14 protein-coding genes are annotated in these 17,440 nt (G+C 39.6%); 1 reads left to right on the top strand and 13 read right to left on the bottom strand.

The genetic code is table 11. The features are described 5' to 3' along the window. Positions 1-625: 625 nt before the first annotated feature. The 3 genes from HRJ06_RS18035 to HRJ06_RS18025 form a co-directional block, all read right to left on the bottom strand. Positions 626-1,189 (bottom strand): DUF7686 domain-containing protein, encoded by a 564-nt coding sequence (locus HRJ06_RS18035; protein ID WP_174734356.1) that lies wholly within the window; start codon positions 1,187-1,189, stop codon positions 626-628. Positions 1,190-1,395: 206 nt separating this feature from the next. Next, complete coding sequence (locus HRJ06_RS18030) at positions 1,396-2,196, bottom strand: MORN repeat-containing protein (protein ID WP_174734369.1); 801 nt, start codon at positions 2,194-2,196, stop codon at positions 1,396-1,398. A gap of 280 nt (positions 2,197-2,476) precedes the next feature. After that, entirely contained in the window at positions 2,477-4,540 is a 2,064-nt protein-coding gene (locus tag HRJ06_RS18025; RefSeq protein ID WP_174734355.1) for an LTA synthase family protein, read from the bottom strand. Positions 4,541-5,134: 594 nt separating this feature from the next. Here HRJ06_RS18025 and HRJ06_RS18020 point away from each other — a divergent pair. Next, positions 5,135-5,584 (top strand): hypothetical protein, encoded by a 450-nt coding sequence (locus tag HRJ06_RS18020; protein WP_174734354.1) that lies wholly within the window; start codon positions 5,135-5,137, stop codon positions 5,582-5,584. A gap of 191 nt (positions 5,585-5,775) precedes the next feature. Here HRJ06_RS18020 and HRJ06_RS18015 read toward each other — a convergent pair whose 3' ends face one another. From HRJ06_RS18015 to HRJ06_RS17970, 10 genes are all read right to left on the bottom strand, one after another. Beyond that, positions 5,776-6,273, bottom strand: a complete 498-nt coding sequence (locus HRJ06_RS18015) for a hypothetical protein (RefSeq protein WP_174734353.1) — start codon at positions 6,271-6,273, stop codon at positions 5,776-5,778. 767 nt (positions 6,274-7,040) lie between these two features. Beyond that, positions 7,041-8,435, bottom strand: coding sequence for an L-cystine transporter (locus tag HRJ06_RS18010; RefSeq protein ID WP_174734352.1), 1,395 nt, complete (start codon positions 8,433-8,435; stop codon positions 7,041-7,043). A 334-nt stretch (positions 8,436-8,769) separates the two neighbouring features. Then, entirely contained in the window at positions 8,770-9,747 is a 978-nt protein-coding gene (locus tag HRJ06_RS18005; protein WP_174734351.1) for a 5-oxoprolinase/urea amidolyase family protein, read from the bottom strand. 1 nt (position 9,748) lies between these two features. Then, positions 9,749-10,633, bottom strand: coding sequence for a 5-oxoprolinase subunit B family protein (locus tag HRJ06_RS18000; RefSeq protein WP_174734350.1), 885 nt, complete (start codon positions 10,631-10,633; stop codon positions 9,749-9,751). Between the two features lie 12 nt (positions 10,634-10,645). Continuing rightward, entirely contained in the window at positions 10,646-12,685 is a 2,040-nt protein-coding gene (locus tag HRJ06_RS17995; protein WP_174734349.1) for a sigma 54-interacting transcriptional regulator, read from the bottom strand. A gap of 76 nt (positions 12,686-12,761) precedes the next feature. Beyond that, positions 12,762-13,526 (bottom strand): LamB/YcsF family protein, encoded by a 765-nt coding sequence (locus tag HRJ06_RS17990; RefSeq protein ID WP_338421120.1) that lies wholly within the window; start codon positions 13,524-13,526, stop codon positions 12,762-12,764. Positions 13,527-13,545: 19 nt separating this feature from the next. Next, positions 13,546-14,895, bottom strand: a complete 1,350-nt coding sequence (locus HRJ06_RS17985; RefSeq protein WP_174734347.1) for an acetyl-CoA carboxylase biotin carboxylase subunit — start codon at positions 14,893-14,895, stop codon at positions 13,546-13,548. Between the two features lie 20 nt (positions 14,896-14,915). Next, entirely contained in the window at positions 14,916-15,164 is a 249-nt protein-coding gene (locus HRJ06_RS17980; protein WP_174734346.1) for an acetyl-CoA carboxylase, read from the bottom strand. 17 nt (positions 15,165-15,181) lie between these two features. Then, a complete protein-coding gene (locus HRJ06_RS17975; RefSeq protein WP_174734345.1) occupies positions 15,182-16,153 on the bottom strand; it encodes a 5-oxoprolinase subunit C family protein in 972 nt (323 codons plus the stop codon). Continuing rightward, complete coding sequence (locus tag HRJ06_RS17970) at positions 16,146-17,042, bottom strand: 5-oxoprolinase subunit B family protein (protein ID WP_174734344.1); 897 nt, start codon at positions 17,040-17,042, stop codon at positions 16,146-16,148. The genes HRJ06_RS17975 and HRJ06_RS17970 overlap by 8 nt, the downstream gene beginning before the upstream one ends. Positions 17,043-17,440 lie beyond the last annotated feature (398 nt).

Here is a 17,440-nt window from a genome sequence, read left to right as displayed (position 1 = left end):
CAACGGCGGCGAGGAGGCTCAGCGCCGGCCCCGCGGAAAGCGAAGCGCCTGGAACGGAAATCAACAGCCCCCATTCCACCACCAACCAAATAAGACTGTAAACAAACACGATTTTCATCGAGTTTGTCTACAGTCTGAAATGACGGGCCCTAAATGGGCCCGTCATTTTCTAATTTAATAGATTATGTTCCTATATATTTAAATCAGATACTTCATACAGTCCTGCAATGACGAGGTGATACGATAAACTAGAATCATCTTTCCTATCAGCTATTGGTATAAAGGAAACTCTTAATATAATTGATGTACAACAACTCTAATAGATTAGAAAAAGTTCAAGGAGAGACATGAGAAAAAAATTTTTTTACCGGGCTAATGCCATTTACGGTAGCAACCCATTTATCAGAGGTTTTTCACCTGTTGTTTCACGGTCATTCGGTCTCTTAATCAAAACGTTTGATAATTTTCAACCCCTTGTTCCCCAAGATATTTACCATTTTAATCAAATGTTTGGTCAAAGGTGGAACCACTGTGAAACAAGAAAAAAGGGTATTGGCAGGCCCAAGAAAACCATAGAGTGTTATAATTATGCGTGGGAACAGTTCTCATGCTTCATACTCCCTCTTTACTCCACATCATCCGTAGGATCATACGTCTTTAACTTAAGCTGAAAACCCTCATACGTCATCAGCATCTTCCCTACTTCTTCCCATGTAAATGGATTCCCGTCAATAATCACAAGGGGCGTACTGTCAGAGGTTTCATCGTACTCAATAAGGCCTGTTATTTGATCGGTAACTATTGAATTGTATGCCTGTCCATTAGGGAAAGCCTTCGTTTCAACTTGCCGCACTCCCGTACCCCTTCTTGCTTTCATAATTAATTTGGTAAGCAGTTCTTGCTGACTGCAGTCTAGTTCACCATGCACAGCAAACCTGTAGCCAAATTCTATACTTTCTGCAGCTTCCATGAAAATCCCATTTGGATGTATTCGTCTTTCCACATGAAACGTATGCTCAACACCTTGAAAATCCCTAATTGAAAATGATTTAGCGATTTCTTCTATATTAACTTCAAACTCCTCTTCAATGATTTCATTGTAACAATCATTGCATATAAACATGCTTGTCTCTTCCATACTAAAATGAACATTCGCTTCCTTGGATTCACAACGCTCGCACTGGTTCATATACTCACCTACGTTTAGTTTTTCTTCTAGGTTATCATACAGTAAATGTATTCTTTACTTACAAATTGAGTCAGAGCGCCTTAGAAATCTCATGTAGAATGACACTATAAACACCCTCAACTATAGCAACCGTTCCCATTTAATCCGCAAGACTTTTTATTCATCTATTTTCAGGGAGTGACAGTGAATTACGCAAAGAACCGTCCCTAAGACCCTGGCTTCCCATTGACCCACATTCCCGTGTAGATGGATCCGTCGGGATAGGTCATTTTGCCTTCTCCGTGTGGTTTGCCGTCAACGAGGCTTCCTTCAAATACTCCTCCATTCATCGATAGCTTCCCTCTGCCGGTTATCTTCCCGTTGAGGAAATCCCCGGTGTATGTGCCTCCATTTGCCCATGTCATGGTTCCCTTTCCATTCGGCTGCCCGTTTTTAAATTCACCAGTATACTTGGTGCCATCGGGCCACTCGTAAGTGCTTTGCTGGCCCATTACTGTTCCCGATACCGGTTGAGCTATTCTGGGTGTTTGTTCACCTGAATTATTAATGAATATGTATAAAGTTGCAAAAAGAATGGCCACCAGGAGAACGACCTTATTAAGGCCGAAGCTTCCTTGCTTTTTATTGTAGGAGCCTTTGGAAATCCTCTTTGTTTCATATTCTGTGCTGAATAATATACGGGAGCAATTTTTACAAGTGTTTCTGAGAGGTTCATTCGCGGTATCACAAAAGGGGCAGATATAATAATTTTTAGGCTTTGGTCTCTTAGCTGTCACCACGGGAGTTCTTTGTGTCTGTCTCTTAGTAAGTGTTACTTTTCGATCCGTCCGCCTGCTTAGGTCGTTATAACAAATCCCGCAAAAAATAACTTTCCGGAACGACACTTTTTCATCCGGATGAAGAATAGTAAACGCTGAAAGCTCGCTTTCTGTCAGCAGGTTGTTGTTCTTGTCCACATACATATAATTAGCCATGCTGTCCATGCCATTGCAAAAACTACAGTTCATATTGTCCCCCTATCCTATCCTATCAAATTACACCCTACCACTATTTTACATTTTATGATAAAAATAGACTAGTACTTTATTAGGATAGGACCTACTAAAAAGATGCAGAATCGGTGATAGTAATACTAGCGAGGTTGCATTGAGGGAAACTTCACTCTTACAAATGATGAACAAAACAGAGAGACCGTACGTCCAGCTCTTTAACCTTCGACAAATTCCGGGGCGTCTCTGTGACCATCTTCTTCTTCAAATTAAAAAGGTGCCGATATAGGCACCCTTTTCATTCCGGAAACAAAATTGACTCGGTGTATCGTTTACCGGCAAGCAAGTCGTATTGAATTATCTGGTAATTCTCCAAGAGTTCCTGTTGGCGCTGATTAAGAGTTTCAATAATTTCCTGGTTGGCGCTAATCTTGAGGTCGGCTTTCAATCCAGGGACTTCTGATTTCACCTTTTTTAATAGATTGTAATAGGGCGGCATCTCCAACCCTGCCAGTTCAAAAACTATCGGTCCAAGAAAAGCAGGGCTGACAGTACCAACATCTTCACTCTTAATTGAAAAATTGGCATAGAAAATTAACGGAGTTTCAGAATAAAGCCTTTTATTATGATTGTCTTTTTCCGTATTGCCAAAGCCTGCCTCTAAATAAACCGAACGATCTGCTCCTAGGGAAGGAAGATGGTCTCCCCAGAACACTACTATTGTAGGTTCTTCCAGCTCTTCTAGCATTTCAGTCAAAAGCGCAAAGGCTTGGTCTCCCTGTTTGACCCCTTCAGTGTAAGCCTCCATGACTGTAGTAGATTCTTCCGATAATCCGCTTACCTGGACAGTATTTGTTTTATACCGTCCAGGTGCATACGGGAGATGATTTTGCATCGTAACAGCATGTATGAACATTGGGTTTGACTCTTCATGAAGATGGTCCATTATTTCAAGAGAGACAGATTTGTCGGAAATATAAGGGCCTGATTTTTCCTTGTTCATCATCGTCCCCATATCAAGGAAATGATCGAATCCAAAGGTTTTATATACAACGCTCCTTTTATAGAAAGCCTTGTTATATGGATGAATTGCCAAAGAACCATACCCCGTTCCTTCCAGGGTGCTGACAATTGATGGCATAAAAGATCTGTGTCCCACTAATTGCTGATAGGGGATTGCCCCGGGTGCAAGGAATGAGGTTGAAAAACCGGTTAAAGCTTCGAATTCAACGTTTGCCGTGGCTCCTCCAAATACCGGGGACAGGACATTACCGGATGGATATTCGTTCATCATCTTGCTGATGTTGGGCATCGGAGCCTCGCTGAACTTCACATTTTCCAATCTGGCTGGATTCCAGAAAGCTTCATTCATTAAAAATATAATATTTGGTTTCTCAGAAGGACCGCTAGTCCCTCGCTGTCCGCTCGCTGAATATTGTTCAGCTATCGCCAAAGCATTACTTTTTGTATAATTTTTGGGTTCTGGTACGTCTGCCTGCTTCAACCCGGAAAGGAACCCAATCAGGAAACCGTTATGGCTATAAGTTTTAAGAGGATTCCACTTACTGGTGAATACAGTTGCTCTCTCCAGATAGGATTTCATAAATCCATCGGTCAGGTTCGCAAATCCGAAGACCATTATAGCGGAAATAATCAGTATAATAGCCCTGCCCCAAATGTAAACCCTGACTTTCGGCAGAAACTTGATGACTAAGAAAGCAGCAATCATGAGAATGGCCAAAGTGATAATATCCATTACGGGAAATGAACCCCATACCATTGGTAAGACTTCGTTTAGATGGGCTAATTGCAGAAAGTCCTCAGGATATAAGGGCTCGGATCTAAAAATCAACTTATTGTAATGTGCAAAGCCAAGCACAGCCAAAAGAGCAGTTGTCAAAATCACACTAATGTATATATTTCCAATCAGCGAAAAAGTGAAAAGGAACACAAAGAAAAGGAATAAAATATGTGAGTTAAAAATTGGAGATTGTTCCTGCATCCATTGAAAAGCATTCCCAAAATCCTTAAGATGATGAAAATACTGCAAAAATGACGCCGAAATAACTGCTCCTAAGAAGGCCGCTGAAAGTATAATGAAATACTTAAATAATACAAGCACTGCCGGCGCTTTATATCTAAGCCAGTCAATAGCCTTAAGTTCCAGCTTTGACGTCAGCATCGCCACAGCAAAAATCACGAGGAAGTACAGAAGAAACTTTTTTGTTGCAAAATCCGCCCAACCGATAAATGTCACGATGGAATAAGACCTGACTACGAATTTAAAAAGGAAAATAAATAATAGGGAAAAACAAGCATTCAGCGAAACCAGCAGCAGCCAAGTATATAATTTTTGTTTCATATATTCCTCCGTTTAGTTGATTGCTCTAAAGTTGACTTTTGTTTATATTAAAATACTAATTTAAAGAAATAACCATAATCAGGATGATAGCGCTTTATCGACCCTTTTACAACCTTTTTTTACAAAAATAGTAATATTGCAAAGGGGTAAAGGACAGGTTAGATATCCGATGATCAAGGGACAGCGCGGGACAGGAGGCATGTCGGGAGTGTCAGTCGGAAGGTTTGCTCCGCTGCTGTTAATACCCGGGCAAGGATTAAGCAAACGTTTGAAAAAATTCTACCAGGTAAAGCGAAGGAAAAGTGAGGGGTAAATAAATGGTTTCTTTTAAGTCTTATATTATTCAGCTAATTAACATTGTTTTTACAAATATGTTTTTACAAATAGCATAGGAGGCACATATCCCCACCCCGATTATTTGTTAACGCAGTTTGAACCAGTTTATACTTTACTTCGTGTACTTGAAGAAAGTTTCTTAAAAGATACAATATCCACCATAAACCAATAACCCCATCTGTTTCCCATCAATTCCTTGGTAGATTAAGGTTGATTTATCCATTATAATGTTAATACACCATAGGGGGACTAATAGAGATGAATAAAATAAATATCGAAATTACCATAACTGGGGAGTATTCGTCGTACGAAGGTCTTCTTAGTGAATCTCATAAATTACCAAAAACAGCCCGTCAACAATTTATAAAAGCGTTGGAAGCTGTAAAGAAAAACCTAACATCCGAAAAGATATACTTTTTATCTACCGGAGCATTCAGCGGAACAACCTTTGGCTATTTGTTTGTGACAGAAACTAAAGCGGTTCTTGCAGAGGTAAAGCCACCATTTGGAAAAGTTAAGCCCCACGAGTTACGCTTTACTGATTATAAAGAAGTTGATCACGATGTTGTCAAAGCTTTGGGAATAACCGCCACAATGATTGAGCTTAAAAAACCTGGAATCTTCGGGAGTAAGAAAGATAAAATTACGCACATTCCTGAAGGGGACCTTAATGACATATTTACATTTATAAAATTACAAATCAAATGAAACTGAGTAAGCACAGGTTAAGCGTTCATTTACTATGAACGCTTTTATAATTTTTACTAAACGTAATTCCCACAAAATTTAGCTCCACTGATCCACTCTTTTCCACATGACGAACAGTAATTCATTAAAATATCGTCTCCTACTAGGAAGAATTAGCCAGGAGGGATATTCACTATACGCCGCTTTTGAACCTAATTACTGTCTCCTTTAATATACTTCAAGCCTTCCGTCACCATCTTTTTACTGGCTTCCTTGTTTTTAATACTGATTGCTATTCCGCCAACAATTATCCCGGCTCCCAAAGCTCCATATCCTAAGGATTTAAGGAAGCCACGTTGTTTTTCTGATTCACCTAGAATCATTTGGTAGATTTCGATAATTTCCTGATGGTTGCGGTCTCGCTCCTCTGGAGTCGTTGCCTTCTCATATTCCCGGTTTAGCATATCAATTCTCTTGTTCAATGAGCCAATAACTTCTTTGCTAACATGCTGTGAAGCAAAAGATTTCAAGGAATCAGTCAGAGCAGGAATAACTCCTGAGAAAAATTGAAAATAGTTTTTAACCAAATCGCTTTCTAGTTGATTGTTTGAATGAAGTTGCAAGAGTTTCAAAAGTTCTTCGTTTGTAGGGTTTTCTGGATCTTTGATTCCTTCTTCTCTAAGTAACCCTATAATTTCATTACTGTCCAAGCTCTACCCCTCTTTTCATTTCTTTTTTCCTTTATTGTACCAAATTAACCATTACCCGGAAGAATTATTTGACGGAATAAGATAGATAAATTACATCTAACTTTTCCAGAAAAGGTACTAACCTTTCAGAGAAATAAAAATATTAACTCCTTTGTGTTCGGGAGCGGGCGTTTCTAATTTACAGTTAAAATTGTCTGTAAAACTCTTACGCAGCTCTTCTCTGGTTGGGATTAATCTTCGATAAAGTGATTGAACTACGGTAACTGAAAAACTCATGAGTAAGATTTGTAGTCCCAGCATCAATCTTGCACTCATAGCTTCCGTATAGCTCACAAAATGTCCGAATAATCATTGAAGACCATATGATCAGCCAAGTCATCCAGGGGGAACTTTCAAGAAAATCAGCTGGTAAGATATGAATTACAATGAAGAGTAGGATTGTTGAGTTGTGTTGGGGAGATAATTCTAGTTAGATGCGATGTTGTGATTGGATTGGCCTTCATCTAGGAGATGGTCGGACTCTTTCATTTCGCCCTTAAACTGGCATAATATGGTATATTTGAACACTATGCGTAATAGATGTACCTATAAAAAGAGGCAAATGAAAGAGCCCACTAACCAGTAGGTAACGACGATTCTTAACAAATTATTAGGAAAAAATAAAAACTCTGCAGGGTAGCTCCCGCAGAGTATAAAAACACAAATGTGAAACATTACGTGAAACAAGATTAATCGGGGAGTGACAGGCACTCTACCGTCACTGCGACCTAAATACTTGTATCCTTTTCAATTGCATTAGGGTTGTTAAATGTATCTAAATTTAGTTTTTTCATGATTCTTGATGTTAGTGTACCGGATAGCATCGCACCGTTTACATTTAAGGCGGTACGTCCCATGTCGATTAATGGTTCGACTGAAATGAGTAACCCTGCTAATGCGACTGGTAGGTTCATAGATGAAAGTACAATTAACGCTGCAAAGGTAGCACCGCCACCTACACCCGCTACACCAAATGAAGTAATACCAATAATAAGAACTAATTGGATAATAAATCCTGGTGATAATGGATCAATACCTTGTGATGGTGCAATCATTACTGCTAACATAGCAGGATAAAGCCCTGCACAACCATTCTGTCCGATTGTCGCACCAAACGATGCTGACATATTGGCAATTCCCTCGTTTACTCCTAAGCTATTCTTCTGTGCTTGAATATTAAGTGGAATGGTACCTGCACTTGAGCGAGATGTAAAAGCAAATCCCAGCACTGGTAATACCTTACGTAGGAATGTTACCGGATTAAGTCCAAATAATCCAATTACGATTAAGTGGATAATAAACATAGCTAGTAACGCCACATAGGATGCCCCAACAAATTTACCGAGTTCAAGAATTCCAGCCACATCTGTATTTGCTACTGTATTAGCCATTAACCCCAAAATTCCATATGGTGTTAAGCGCAAAATTAGTGTTACAATTCGCATAACAATGGCATAGACAGCATTCACCCAATTAACAAATACCTCCGCTTGCTCTGGCTGCTTTCTACGGACTCCGAGAACAGCAATTCCAACAATAATAGAAAAGATTACTATTGCAATCGTGGATGTCGCACGTTCCCCTGTCATATCATGAAATGGATTAGACGGAATAAAACTTAAAATTTGCTGCGGTACTGTTAAGTCTTCAACAGAACCTAATCGTTCTTCCAAAGCAAGCCCTCTATCACTTTCTGCTTGACCAGCTTCGATTTGACTAGCATCCAAGTTAAAGATAGATGCAGCTGAAATACCAACAATGCCCGCAACCATTGCAGTTGCAACCAAAATACCGATAATCCAAGCCGTCATTTTTCCTAATTCTGCAGATTTCTCTAAGTTAATAATCGACTGAATAATGGATACCATGATGAGTGGCATAACAATCATCATTAATAAACTGACATAACCTCTACCGACAATATTGAACCAGTCAGTCGTTGTACCAATAATTACTGAGTCAGCATTATAAGCTAGTTGTAAAAATGTTCCTAGTAATATACCAAGACCTAAACCTGTGAATACACGTTTACTAAAAGAAACGTTCTTTTTTTGCATGTAAAAAAGAATACCAATAAGTGCGAGCATGATAACGATATTAATTAAAATAAATAAAGTGTCCATTATGTTTCTCCCCCCATGTGATTTTATTACTCCAAAAAACCAGCTTTTCCAATTCCGTCAATTCTGATAAACTTACTATGATTTAGGTTATAATTATTACTATACTATGTCAATAGATAACTTTCAGAACAAGGATATTTTCTAAAAGAGCGATTCTTAGAAGATAATGAACGTCTTGACTCTGTTATCGCTCCTGTTTAATTTAATTCTTTACCTTTCGATAAATTCCGGGGCGTCACTGTGACCAAGAGTTACAAAATAGAGAGACCGCACTCCAGCTCTTTAGCAACGACAAATACCGGAGCGTCACTGTGACCTCCGGAGGTTTCCCATATTATAAGTTTTCTTGAATATCCTTTAGTTTCTTCTTTCTCTCAAGTCTTCTATGAAGAGCTTGCTCGACTGTTACAGCATGAAAGCGAAGGGTGGAAAAAGGACGCGCTTGTGCAAGTAAGTCGAGGTCAGGACTAATCACTGTCCCCATCGATACAAACCCACCCCCACCGGTGCCGTCATTTAATAGTACGATGACTTCTTCAGGGTTAGGAAGCAGGATCGCACCTATCGGATAAGCCATGTCAACCACATTTGCATAGCTTCCGCCGGATCCAAAGGGAGGATTATAATCAGCGTAATCAATGGTTGGTCCTTTCAATCGATAAGCGACCCTGTTCGATTCAATATCCACCTTCCATTCATTGGTCAAAAAATTCCGAATACCTGTATCGGTTATTCTGCTGCTCGTCAGACCCATTACGGCATGAACATCTATATCATTTGGAAAGGATGGGATATCGCTCTCTTTTAAAGACTTTCCCACCAGCTTAAAAGCTCCAGGTAGCGTTTCACTGAGCATTATTTCATCTCCCGCTTCAAGCTTCTTACTTAAATATCCATCAAAATCGCCTAATAGGTACGTTGAACGACTCTCTAACACTTTAGGGTGTGAAATTCCACCTGAGACACAAATAAAAGTAAAAACCCCGCCACTGTTCTTCTTATATTCAAAGGATATGATATCGCCTTTTTTAACCTCTATATTTTCCCACATCGGTACTTCCCTGCTGTTTATAAATACATTTATTGGAGCACCGGTTATATTTATAACTGTATTCTTTCTTACTTCAATTTCCGGACCCAGTAATGTAATTTCCAGTGCAGCAACATCTACAGGGTTACCGAGCAAAAGGTTTCCCAGTTGAAAAGAAAATTTATCCGCTGCTCCCGATGGCGGAACACCTAAATGGTAATAACCATACCTTCCCATATCCTGTATCGTGGCTTTTAATCCCGGTTTTACTATTTTAAACACTTTAAAAGTCCTCCATTAATTGCTTGATATAATCCTTCTTTCTAGTGGAATATTCTTCAGCAGAAAAGTTAAACTCTTTTACTTTATAGTGATAAGTTCCCTGTTCAACTTCTTTAACAATTTTGCGATATTCTTCTTCCTCAACAGCACGGTGTTTCCATAGATAACCGGGCTTTGCCAAAAAAACCGATTCTGAAAATGCATTGAATCTTTTCTTTTGATCATAGACCGGAACACCTGAAATTCCGATCAATTGGTAGCTGCCAGGAGAATTTTGTGGGTAAATAACCGAAAAGGCGCCACCTATTCCAACGGCCTGTCCCGGTGTTTGCGTACGTGGACTGGTATATTTTCGTGCCTGAATAATTTTTTCCTGTGGAACTCCAAGTGGAAATGCCCAGGATAATCCAGGACTAAAGCCAAGCATCGTAATCATGTAAAGCATATCAGTATGTGCTTCAATGAACATCTTTTTATCCGAGTAACCATTTGCCTTCATGACATATTCAAAATCAGAGATTTCATGTTTCAGATTCCGGTCTTTAAATCGTTGTGCGTATTCGTTCGTGAATGGATCATCATACCAGACAGGGATTTCTATTATTCTACTGTTAAAATTAAGTTCTGAAACGTTACTCTTTGTGATATCAATTTCTTTTAAATAATCCATCAAGTCGGTCGGGGAGATAACCTCCGGATTGTAACGAACAAGATAGGATGCATTTGCCGGATAAATCTCTATGATTCCCGGAATGTTACGTCTCCTCAGCTCATTTGTAATCGCTATCGCTTTAAAATTGCTTTCTGCACTCATGTCTTTTGTAATTTCAGCATAAATGTATTCATCCCCGCATAAATCAAAACGGGTTTCAGGTAAAGTGAACAATTGGATTCTCTCCTATTTGTTACTATTCATTTTTCTGCTCAGCGTGGCAGGACTTACTTGTAAAACTTTTGCTGCTTCGGATGCTTTTCCATATCTCTGTAGTGCCATCGAAATCAGTTTATCCTCCAATTCTTTTATGGCATCCTTTAAAGGGATGATTTCATCAACCATCACTTTTGGTTCATTCGATTCTATTGGCTGGAAAAGTGCTTTAAACACATCTTCCTGTTGGATTGTATTATAGCCTGTTGTGACTGCAAGCCTTTCAATAATATTTTGAAGCTCTCTCACATTGCCGGGCCAATGATAACTTTCAAGGGTTAATAATGCCTCCCGCGAAAGACTTTTCTCTTTTTGATAATCATGGTTGATGGTGGATAAAAACTGCAGAGCAAGAGGGATAATATCTCCCTTTCTTTCTCTTAGAGCAGGAATATGGATTGGTATTACGTTTAAACGGTAATAGAGATCCTCTCTGAACTTTTTTGCTTTGACCAGTTCAATCATATTTCGATTTGTAGTGGCAATGATTCTGACATCAATTTTTATTCTTTTCCATCCACCAACCCGAACAATTTCTCTTTCTTGCAATGCACGAAGCAGCTTCACCTGCATATGAAGGGGTAATTCTGAAATCTCATCAAGTAAAAGTGTCCCCTTGTTCGCAAACTCCAGGAGGCCCTTTTTGGCTGTCGAAGCACCTGTAAATGCTCCTTTTTCATATCCGAACAATTCACTTTCAAGCAAGTTTTCTGGAATAGCACCACAGTTGATACTCTGGAAAGGAGCGTTATTTCTCTGGCTATGAAGATGAATGTGATGGGCGATAACTTCCTTTCCGGCCCCTGACTCTCCTGATAGGAGGACGGTTGAATCAAAATGAGCGATGTTCTTTATCTCATTAACCAGTTCAGACATCACTTTCGATCGGTAAATCAAAGGTTTCTCTGGTTGCTCTATATCATCAGCTAGTGAAGGATCCCCTGTTATTTGGCTTACTCCTGCTATTTCTTCCTGAAGTTGATGAAATGAGGTAACATCCCGGGAGATCACTATAACCTTTTTAATCTCTTTTTCTTCATTTAAAATAGGAGTTGCTGTTGACCAGATTTTAACGTCCTGATCCGTTTTTTGAACGAGTGATAGTTTCTTCTTTTCTTTTAAGCATAAAGAAACGATATTAGGGCAAAAGATCCCCTCTTCTTCTAATTCCCTGACATTTTTTCCTAATAGAACTTCTTTATGATCAAATCCCCAGAAATCAGATAAGAAAGTACCGGTTAACCGTGTGATTTCTCCCTTTGGATTAACGACTAAAACCTGTTCATTAGAGGCGGAGTAAATGGCCTCCAGGTCTTCGTTCAATTCTTTAACAAATTCTAATTCTTTTGCACCTTCCTCTAGCTGCTGCTGCAAAAAGAAAATATGGACGATACCGTTGATCTCGCCATTTCGATATACAGGAGAAAAATGTCCACTCATTTTTTTGAAGTTGAAAGACGTGTTGATGTTATGAAGTCTCCTGCCTGTAAGAACATCTTCAATATTGTGAACGGAATGAATTAAATCCAGATAGTTCCGCCCTATTAGGAAGGCCCTTGTCAATCCGATGATGTTTTCAGCCGTCTCATTCATAAACGAGACATTAAACTTTTTATCCATCGTAATAATACCAATTTCAGCACTATCTATACTTTCATTCATTCGTGAAAGTTTAATTTCATTCCTTTTACTAATAGCCTCTTCTTTGGTTATGTATCCTGTAATCTCGTTCTGTTTATTTATCCCAATAAAGATCGAGCAATTGTAATAAAACTCAACGGGTTTATGTTGAGGTACTTTCAGCATATCCGTTTTATACTGAATAAGGTTGGTTTGATTTTTCTCCAAAATTAAATCTTTCAGTTCCAGATAGCCAATTAAATCTTCTCCCTCATAAACAAACACGATCTCGCTTCCACTCGCTAACATTTCACAAAGTGCTTCGCTAACAGTTGTCTCTTTCTCCATCTTAATCGGAATGGGTTTAATTAGATCGTTCCATAAAATCATGTTCTCCCCCCTTATTTAGCATACCAAATATCTATGGTATTTATTTTTATACACCTAAAAGGGGGGAGCAATGAACCTACGTAATAATATCGGAGATTTGCATTACTTGAATATCATTTTCCCTTAAGGCTTCAGTAATCTTCCTGGCCAACATCGGTGCACCCGGTGTATCTCCGTGGATGCAAACTGTTTGTGCTTTAACACTTGCATCCTCACCCTTGTCGGTAATAACTTTTCCTTCCTTTACCATTCTAACAACCCGATTTGCAAGATGGTCATAATCAGTGATCTCAGATCCCTTCCGTGTTAAAACAATAGAACCTGACATTGTATGTTCCCGGTCAGAATATACTTCTTTTGCCACCCGGATTCCCATTTGTTCCCCAACTGCTTCTACAGCAGAGTTGTTCATGGCAAACACGATAATATTAGGATTTATTTTAGAGAGGCCTTCTAAAATAGCCCTTGCTATTTTTTCATCTTCCATCGCCATCATATACATAGCTCCATGGGGCTTACAGTGTTGAAGGCTAACTTGATGATAGGCGGTAAATTCTCTTAGTGCCCCTGTTTGATAGATTACGAAATCTCGAATTTCCTCTGGCGTTGCACTCATATACCTTCGCCCAAATCCGATCAAATCAGGAAATCCTGGATGCGCTCCGATGCCTACTTTATATTTTTTAGCAAGTTCAACTGTCTTATTCATAATGGCAGGATCCCCGGCATGGTATCCACAAGCTAGGTTGGCCGAAGTGATATATTGCATCATTTCTTCATCGTTTCCCATTTTATAAAGGGCGAAGCTTTCGCCCATATCACAATTCAAATCTACTAACACGCATCTCCCTCCTATTCTATTAATTTTTAACCTGAAGATGGTTTTCAATAAATTTAGTAGTATACTTTCCAGCTTTGAACTGTTCATTATGAACAATCTCTTTTAGTAGAGGCAGATTCGTTTTAATCCCCTGTACTTCTGATTTTAAAAGGACATCATTCATCTTAGCGATCGCTTCTTTCCGATCGTTGCCGAAGGTTATTATTTTTCCGATCATCGGATCATAAAAGGGCGTTACCAAATTACCTTCCTCTACAGCAAAATCCAATCTAACATTTTCGCTTGGGAAGTATAATTTTTCTAATTTTCCTGGAGAAGGGAAAAATGTAACAGGATCTTCTGCGTATAGGCGTTTTTCAATGGCATGTCCTTTTATCTTGATATCTTCCTGTGTTAAATCCAACACTTCATTCGCTGCAATCTTCAACTGAAGCTCTACTAAATCAAGCCCGGTGATTTCTTCTGTGACAGGATGCTCTACCTGAAGCCGTGTATTCATTTCTAGAAAATAGAAGTTCTGGTCGCCATCAAAGATGAACTCCATTGTTCCTACGTTTTTATATTGAATGTTCCTCGCCCCCTGGATAGCCGTTTCACAAAGCTTCTGGCGAAGGTCTTCTGTTAAAGAAGGTGATGGTGCTTCCTCAACGATTTTTTGATTCCTTCTCTGAATGGAACATTCTCTCTCGTATAAATGAACAGCATTTCCATGATGGTCACAAACGACTTGAACTTCAATATGACGCGGGTCTTCAATCCATTTTTCCAGGAAAAGAGTACTGTTACCGAAAAAAGATTCCGCTTTTTTCGCGACGGAAGGAAATACTTTCCTCAACCCAGCTTCATCGTTGACAAGCTCCATTCCAATACCGCCACCGCCGGCGCTCGCTTTCAACATGAGCGGATAACCTAATTCAGTCGCAACAGATACAGCATGTTCGACCGATTCTAGTTTTCCATTCCAACCGGGTACAATCGGCACTCCAGCTTCCTCCATCTTCTTACGGGCCTGTATTTTATCCCCCATCAATTCAATTACTTCAGAAGAAGGGCCGATAAAGGTGATTTGTTCATCACGGCACTTTTTTGCAAAAGCAGGATTTTCCGATAAAAACCCATATCCCGGATGAATCGCATCTGATTCCGTTTCCTTTGCCGCCTGGATAATTTTATCCACTCTTAAATAACTGTCCTTTGCCTGAGGAGGACCAATGTTAACCGCCTGGTCCGCTTCTTTAACAAAAGGGGCTTCCTTATCCGCATCTGAATAGACGGCAACGGTTTCAATACCGAGTTTTTTGCAAGTCTTGATAATTCTGCGAGCTATTTCCCCACGGTTTGCGATCAGTACTCGCTTAAAGTATGCCATTCATAAATGCTCCCTTCAGATTATTTTAACGTAAGTATCGCAACAGCCTGTCCAGCATCAACTAATTCATCCGTTTTAACATTAAACGTTTCGACCACACCGTCATCCTCAGCCTTAATTTCATAAAAGTTCTTCATTACTTCTACAAGCCCGATCGTATCTCCAGCCTTTACAGTATCTCCCTCATTACAATATAAATCTTCTTCCGGACTTGGCCGACGATAAAAAACACCTGGTACTGGTGATGAAATTTCTTTTTTAATACTCATTTGAAATACCCCCGATTTCACTTTAAAATTTCCTTTATCTTCTCAATTTTTTCTCCGACTTCCTTGCGCGCCTGGATCGCTTCGTCTAATGTGACAGAAACGAATCGCACCTTTTCATTCGACTTAATTTGTCCCATCTTATTTAAATCACTGCTTATAATAGTGGCAACTGTTGCATAACCGCCACCTGTAACAGCATCATGCAATAGAGCGATCGGTTCTATGCCAGCCGGCACTTGAATGGATCCTATCGGATAGCCTAAATCTGTTACGTTAGAAGGATTACCCCCTGCTCCGAATGGCTGTTCCCTTGGAATAAAATCAAGCGCTTCACCCTTGAACCTGTAACCCACGCGGTTGGCATCAGGTGTAACAGTCCAGTCTATACTTAAAAAGCGCTCCTTACTTTCTTCTGTTAAACGATAGCTGCATAGACCCATAACCACACGGATCTCGTTATGTTTACTGAACGTGGGGCGGAGCTCTTCGGGTATGGACGCGCCAATTTTCACATCAGAGATTTTCATTTCTCCTGTGTGAAGTACGTCTCCTTCTTTGAGGGCACGTCCTTCGAGTCCTCCGATTCCACAAAGTGTGTAAGTGGATTTTGAACCCATTTTCTCCGGGACTTCTATCCCACCAGAGAAGGCAATATAGATTCTTGCTCCTTGCTTTATAAAATCAAAGGTTAGGATGTCTCCTTCTTTCACTGAAACAGCCTGCCACAAATCAACGGGATTCCCATTTATTTTAGGCTGAAGTTCCCCACCAGTAATCGCAATCAATAAATCTTCTTGAAACTCTAACTCCGGCCCTATATATGTAGCTTCTAATACTGCCGCATTTTCATCATTTCCCACTAGTAGATTTGCAGAGTGAAAAGAATACTTATCCATCGCTCCGGACGGGGGCATTCCGAGCTCATAATATCCGTTTCTACCATTATCCTGAACAGTCGTTTGGAGTCCTGGCTTTCTCACTTTAATCATTGTATAACCTCCCCATTACTTTATCTGCAAAAGCAAGCGGGTCTGCCATTACTTCTCCTGGTGTAAAGGACATTTCTTTCATCCTATATTGGAAGGTTCCGTTCTTAACCTCTTCCCTTACTGCATCATACTCTTCTCTGGTCACATTCCGATATCGCAATATATCTCCCTGACGAGGAAACACCATAGAATCTTTAAAATCAGCCAGCTCCTGTTCTACATCTAAAATCGGAGCGGGAGCACGGCCGTATAACTGATATCCTCCAGCCCCATCAACCGGATAAATAACAGCAAAAGCTCCGCCAAACCCGAAAGCTCTCTCCGGTGTAAAGGTTCGAGGCCTTACATATTTAGGGACCTCAATCTGCTTCTCCTGAGAAGTAAGCTGGAACGAAAACGGCAAACCAGGAACGAATCCTATCATGGAGACCAAAAATGGATAGGTTGTAATCGCTTTAATCAATTCTTCTCCTGTTTGGTATCCGTTAACTTTAGCTGAATATTCAAGGTCTGTTGCTTCCGGATCCTGATGATTGTTTCTGAATCTCATCAACGCTTCGTGTGTCCATGGATCTTCAAACAAAACCGGAACATCTACTAATCTTGAGGCAATGGGTAAACTTTTATAATCCGTAACCGAATGCTCTAATTCTTTTAAAACCACAATCAAATCATTTGGATGCAATACTTCGGGATCAACACGAATCATATAGGAAGCATTTCCCGGACAAACATCGATAATGCCAGGCAAATTCTTCTCCTTCAACTTATTCGTGATCGCCATTCCTTTAAACATCGCTTCCAGTGTCATCGCTTCAGACAATTCAACAAATACAAATTCATCTCCACCATGTTCATACCGAACAGATGATACAGCTTTTTCTTCCATCCTCTCACCTCACAAATATTATTCATTTTTCATTTATGCAATTACCATGCCAACTTAATAAAAAATAATATAAGCAAAGGATATGGAGGGTTTACAATTCAGAAAGTTTTGTTTTGTCTAAATTATAGCAATAAATATACTAAAAATCTTTCAATAACAAAATTTCAATTTCATTATTGAAAGATTTATTAGAATCGGCAGAAGTAAGCAGTTTTTTTAAAAAACAAATACTTAGAAAATACCAAAACAAGGTTCCTTGATTTCATTTTTGAAATATCCAAATCATTTGTTTAGTTTGCTGCAGAGGGTGGGAATTGTGTCTTGAGGGGCATCACAGTGACACCCCGAAATTGACCGAAGAGGTTTTCTATTAAGAGGAGTGTTCTAATCTAGAATGG

The organism is Mesobacillus harenae, from assembly GCF_013343715.1.
GTDB lineage: Bacteria > Bacillota > Bacilli > Bacillales > Cytobacillaceae > Mesobacillus_A > Mesobacillus_A harenae.
Note: the sequence above shows the minus strand (reverse complement) of the source record. Positions and strands in the feature narration are given on the sequence as shown.

Excerpts from the sequence above, each read along its gene's own strand:
- HRJ06_RS18035 (WP_174734356.1), bottom strand. The coding sequence starts at position 1,189 with ATGAACCAGTGCGAGCGTTGTGAATCCAAGGAAGCGAATGTTCATTTT.
- HRJ06_RS18030 (WP_174734369.1), bottom strand. The coding sequence starts at position 2,196 with ATGAACTGTAGTTTTTGCAATGGCATGGACAGCATGGCTAATTATATG.
- HRJ06_RS18025 (WP_174734355.1), bottom strand. The coding sequence starts at position 4,540 with ATGAAACAAAAATTATATACTTGGCTGCTGCTGGTTTCGCTGAATGCT.
- HRJ06_RS18020 (WP_174734354.1), top strand. The coding sequence starts at position 5,135 with ATGAATAAAATAAATATCGAAATTACCATAACTGGGGAGTATTCGTCG.
- HRJ06_RS18010 (WP_174734352.1), bottom strand. The coding sequence starts at position 8,435 with ATGGACACTTTATTTATTTTAATTAATATCGTTATCATGCTCGCACTT.
- HRJ06_RS17995 (WP_174734349.1), bottom strand. The coding sequence starts at position 12,685 with ATGATTTTATGGAACGATCTAATTAAACCCATTCCGATTAAGATGGAG.
- HRJ06_RS17985 (WP_174734347.1), bottom strand. The coding sequence starts at position 14,895 with ATGGCATACTTTAAGCGAGTACTGATCGCAAACCGTGGGGAAATAGCT.
- HRJ06_RS17980 (WP_174734346.1), bottom strand. The coding sequence starts at position 15,164 with ATGAGTATTAAAAAAGAAATTTCATCACCAGTACCAGGTGTTTTTTAT.
- HRJ06_RS17975 (WP_174734345.1), bottom strand. The coding sequence starts at position 16,153 with ATGATTAAAGTGAGAAAGCCAGGACTCCAAACGACTGTTCAGGATAAT.
- HRJ06_RS17970 (WP_174734344.1), bottom strand. The coding sequence starts at position 17,042 with ATGGAAGAAAAAGCTGTATCATCTGTTCGGTATGAACATGGTGGAGAT.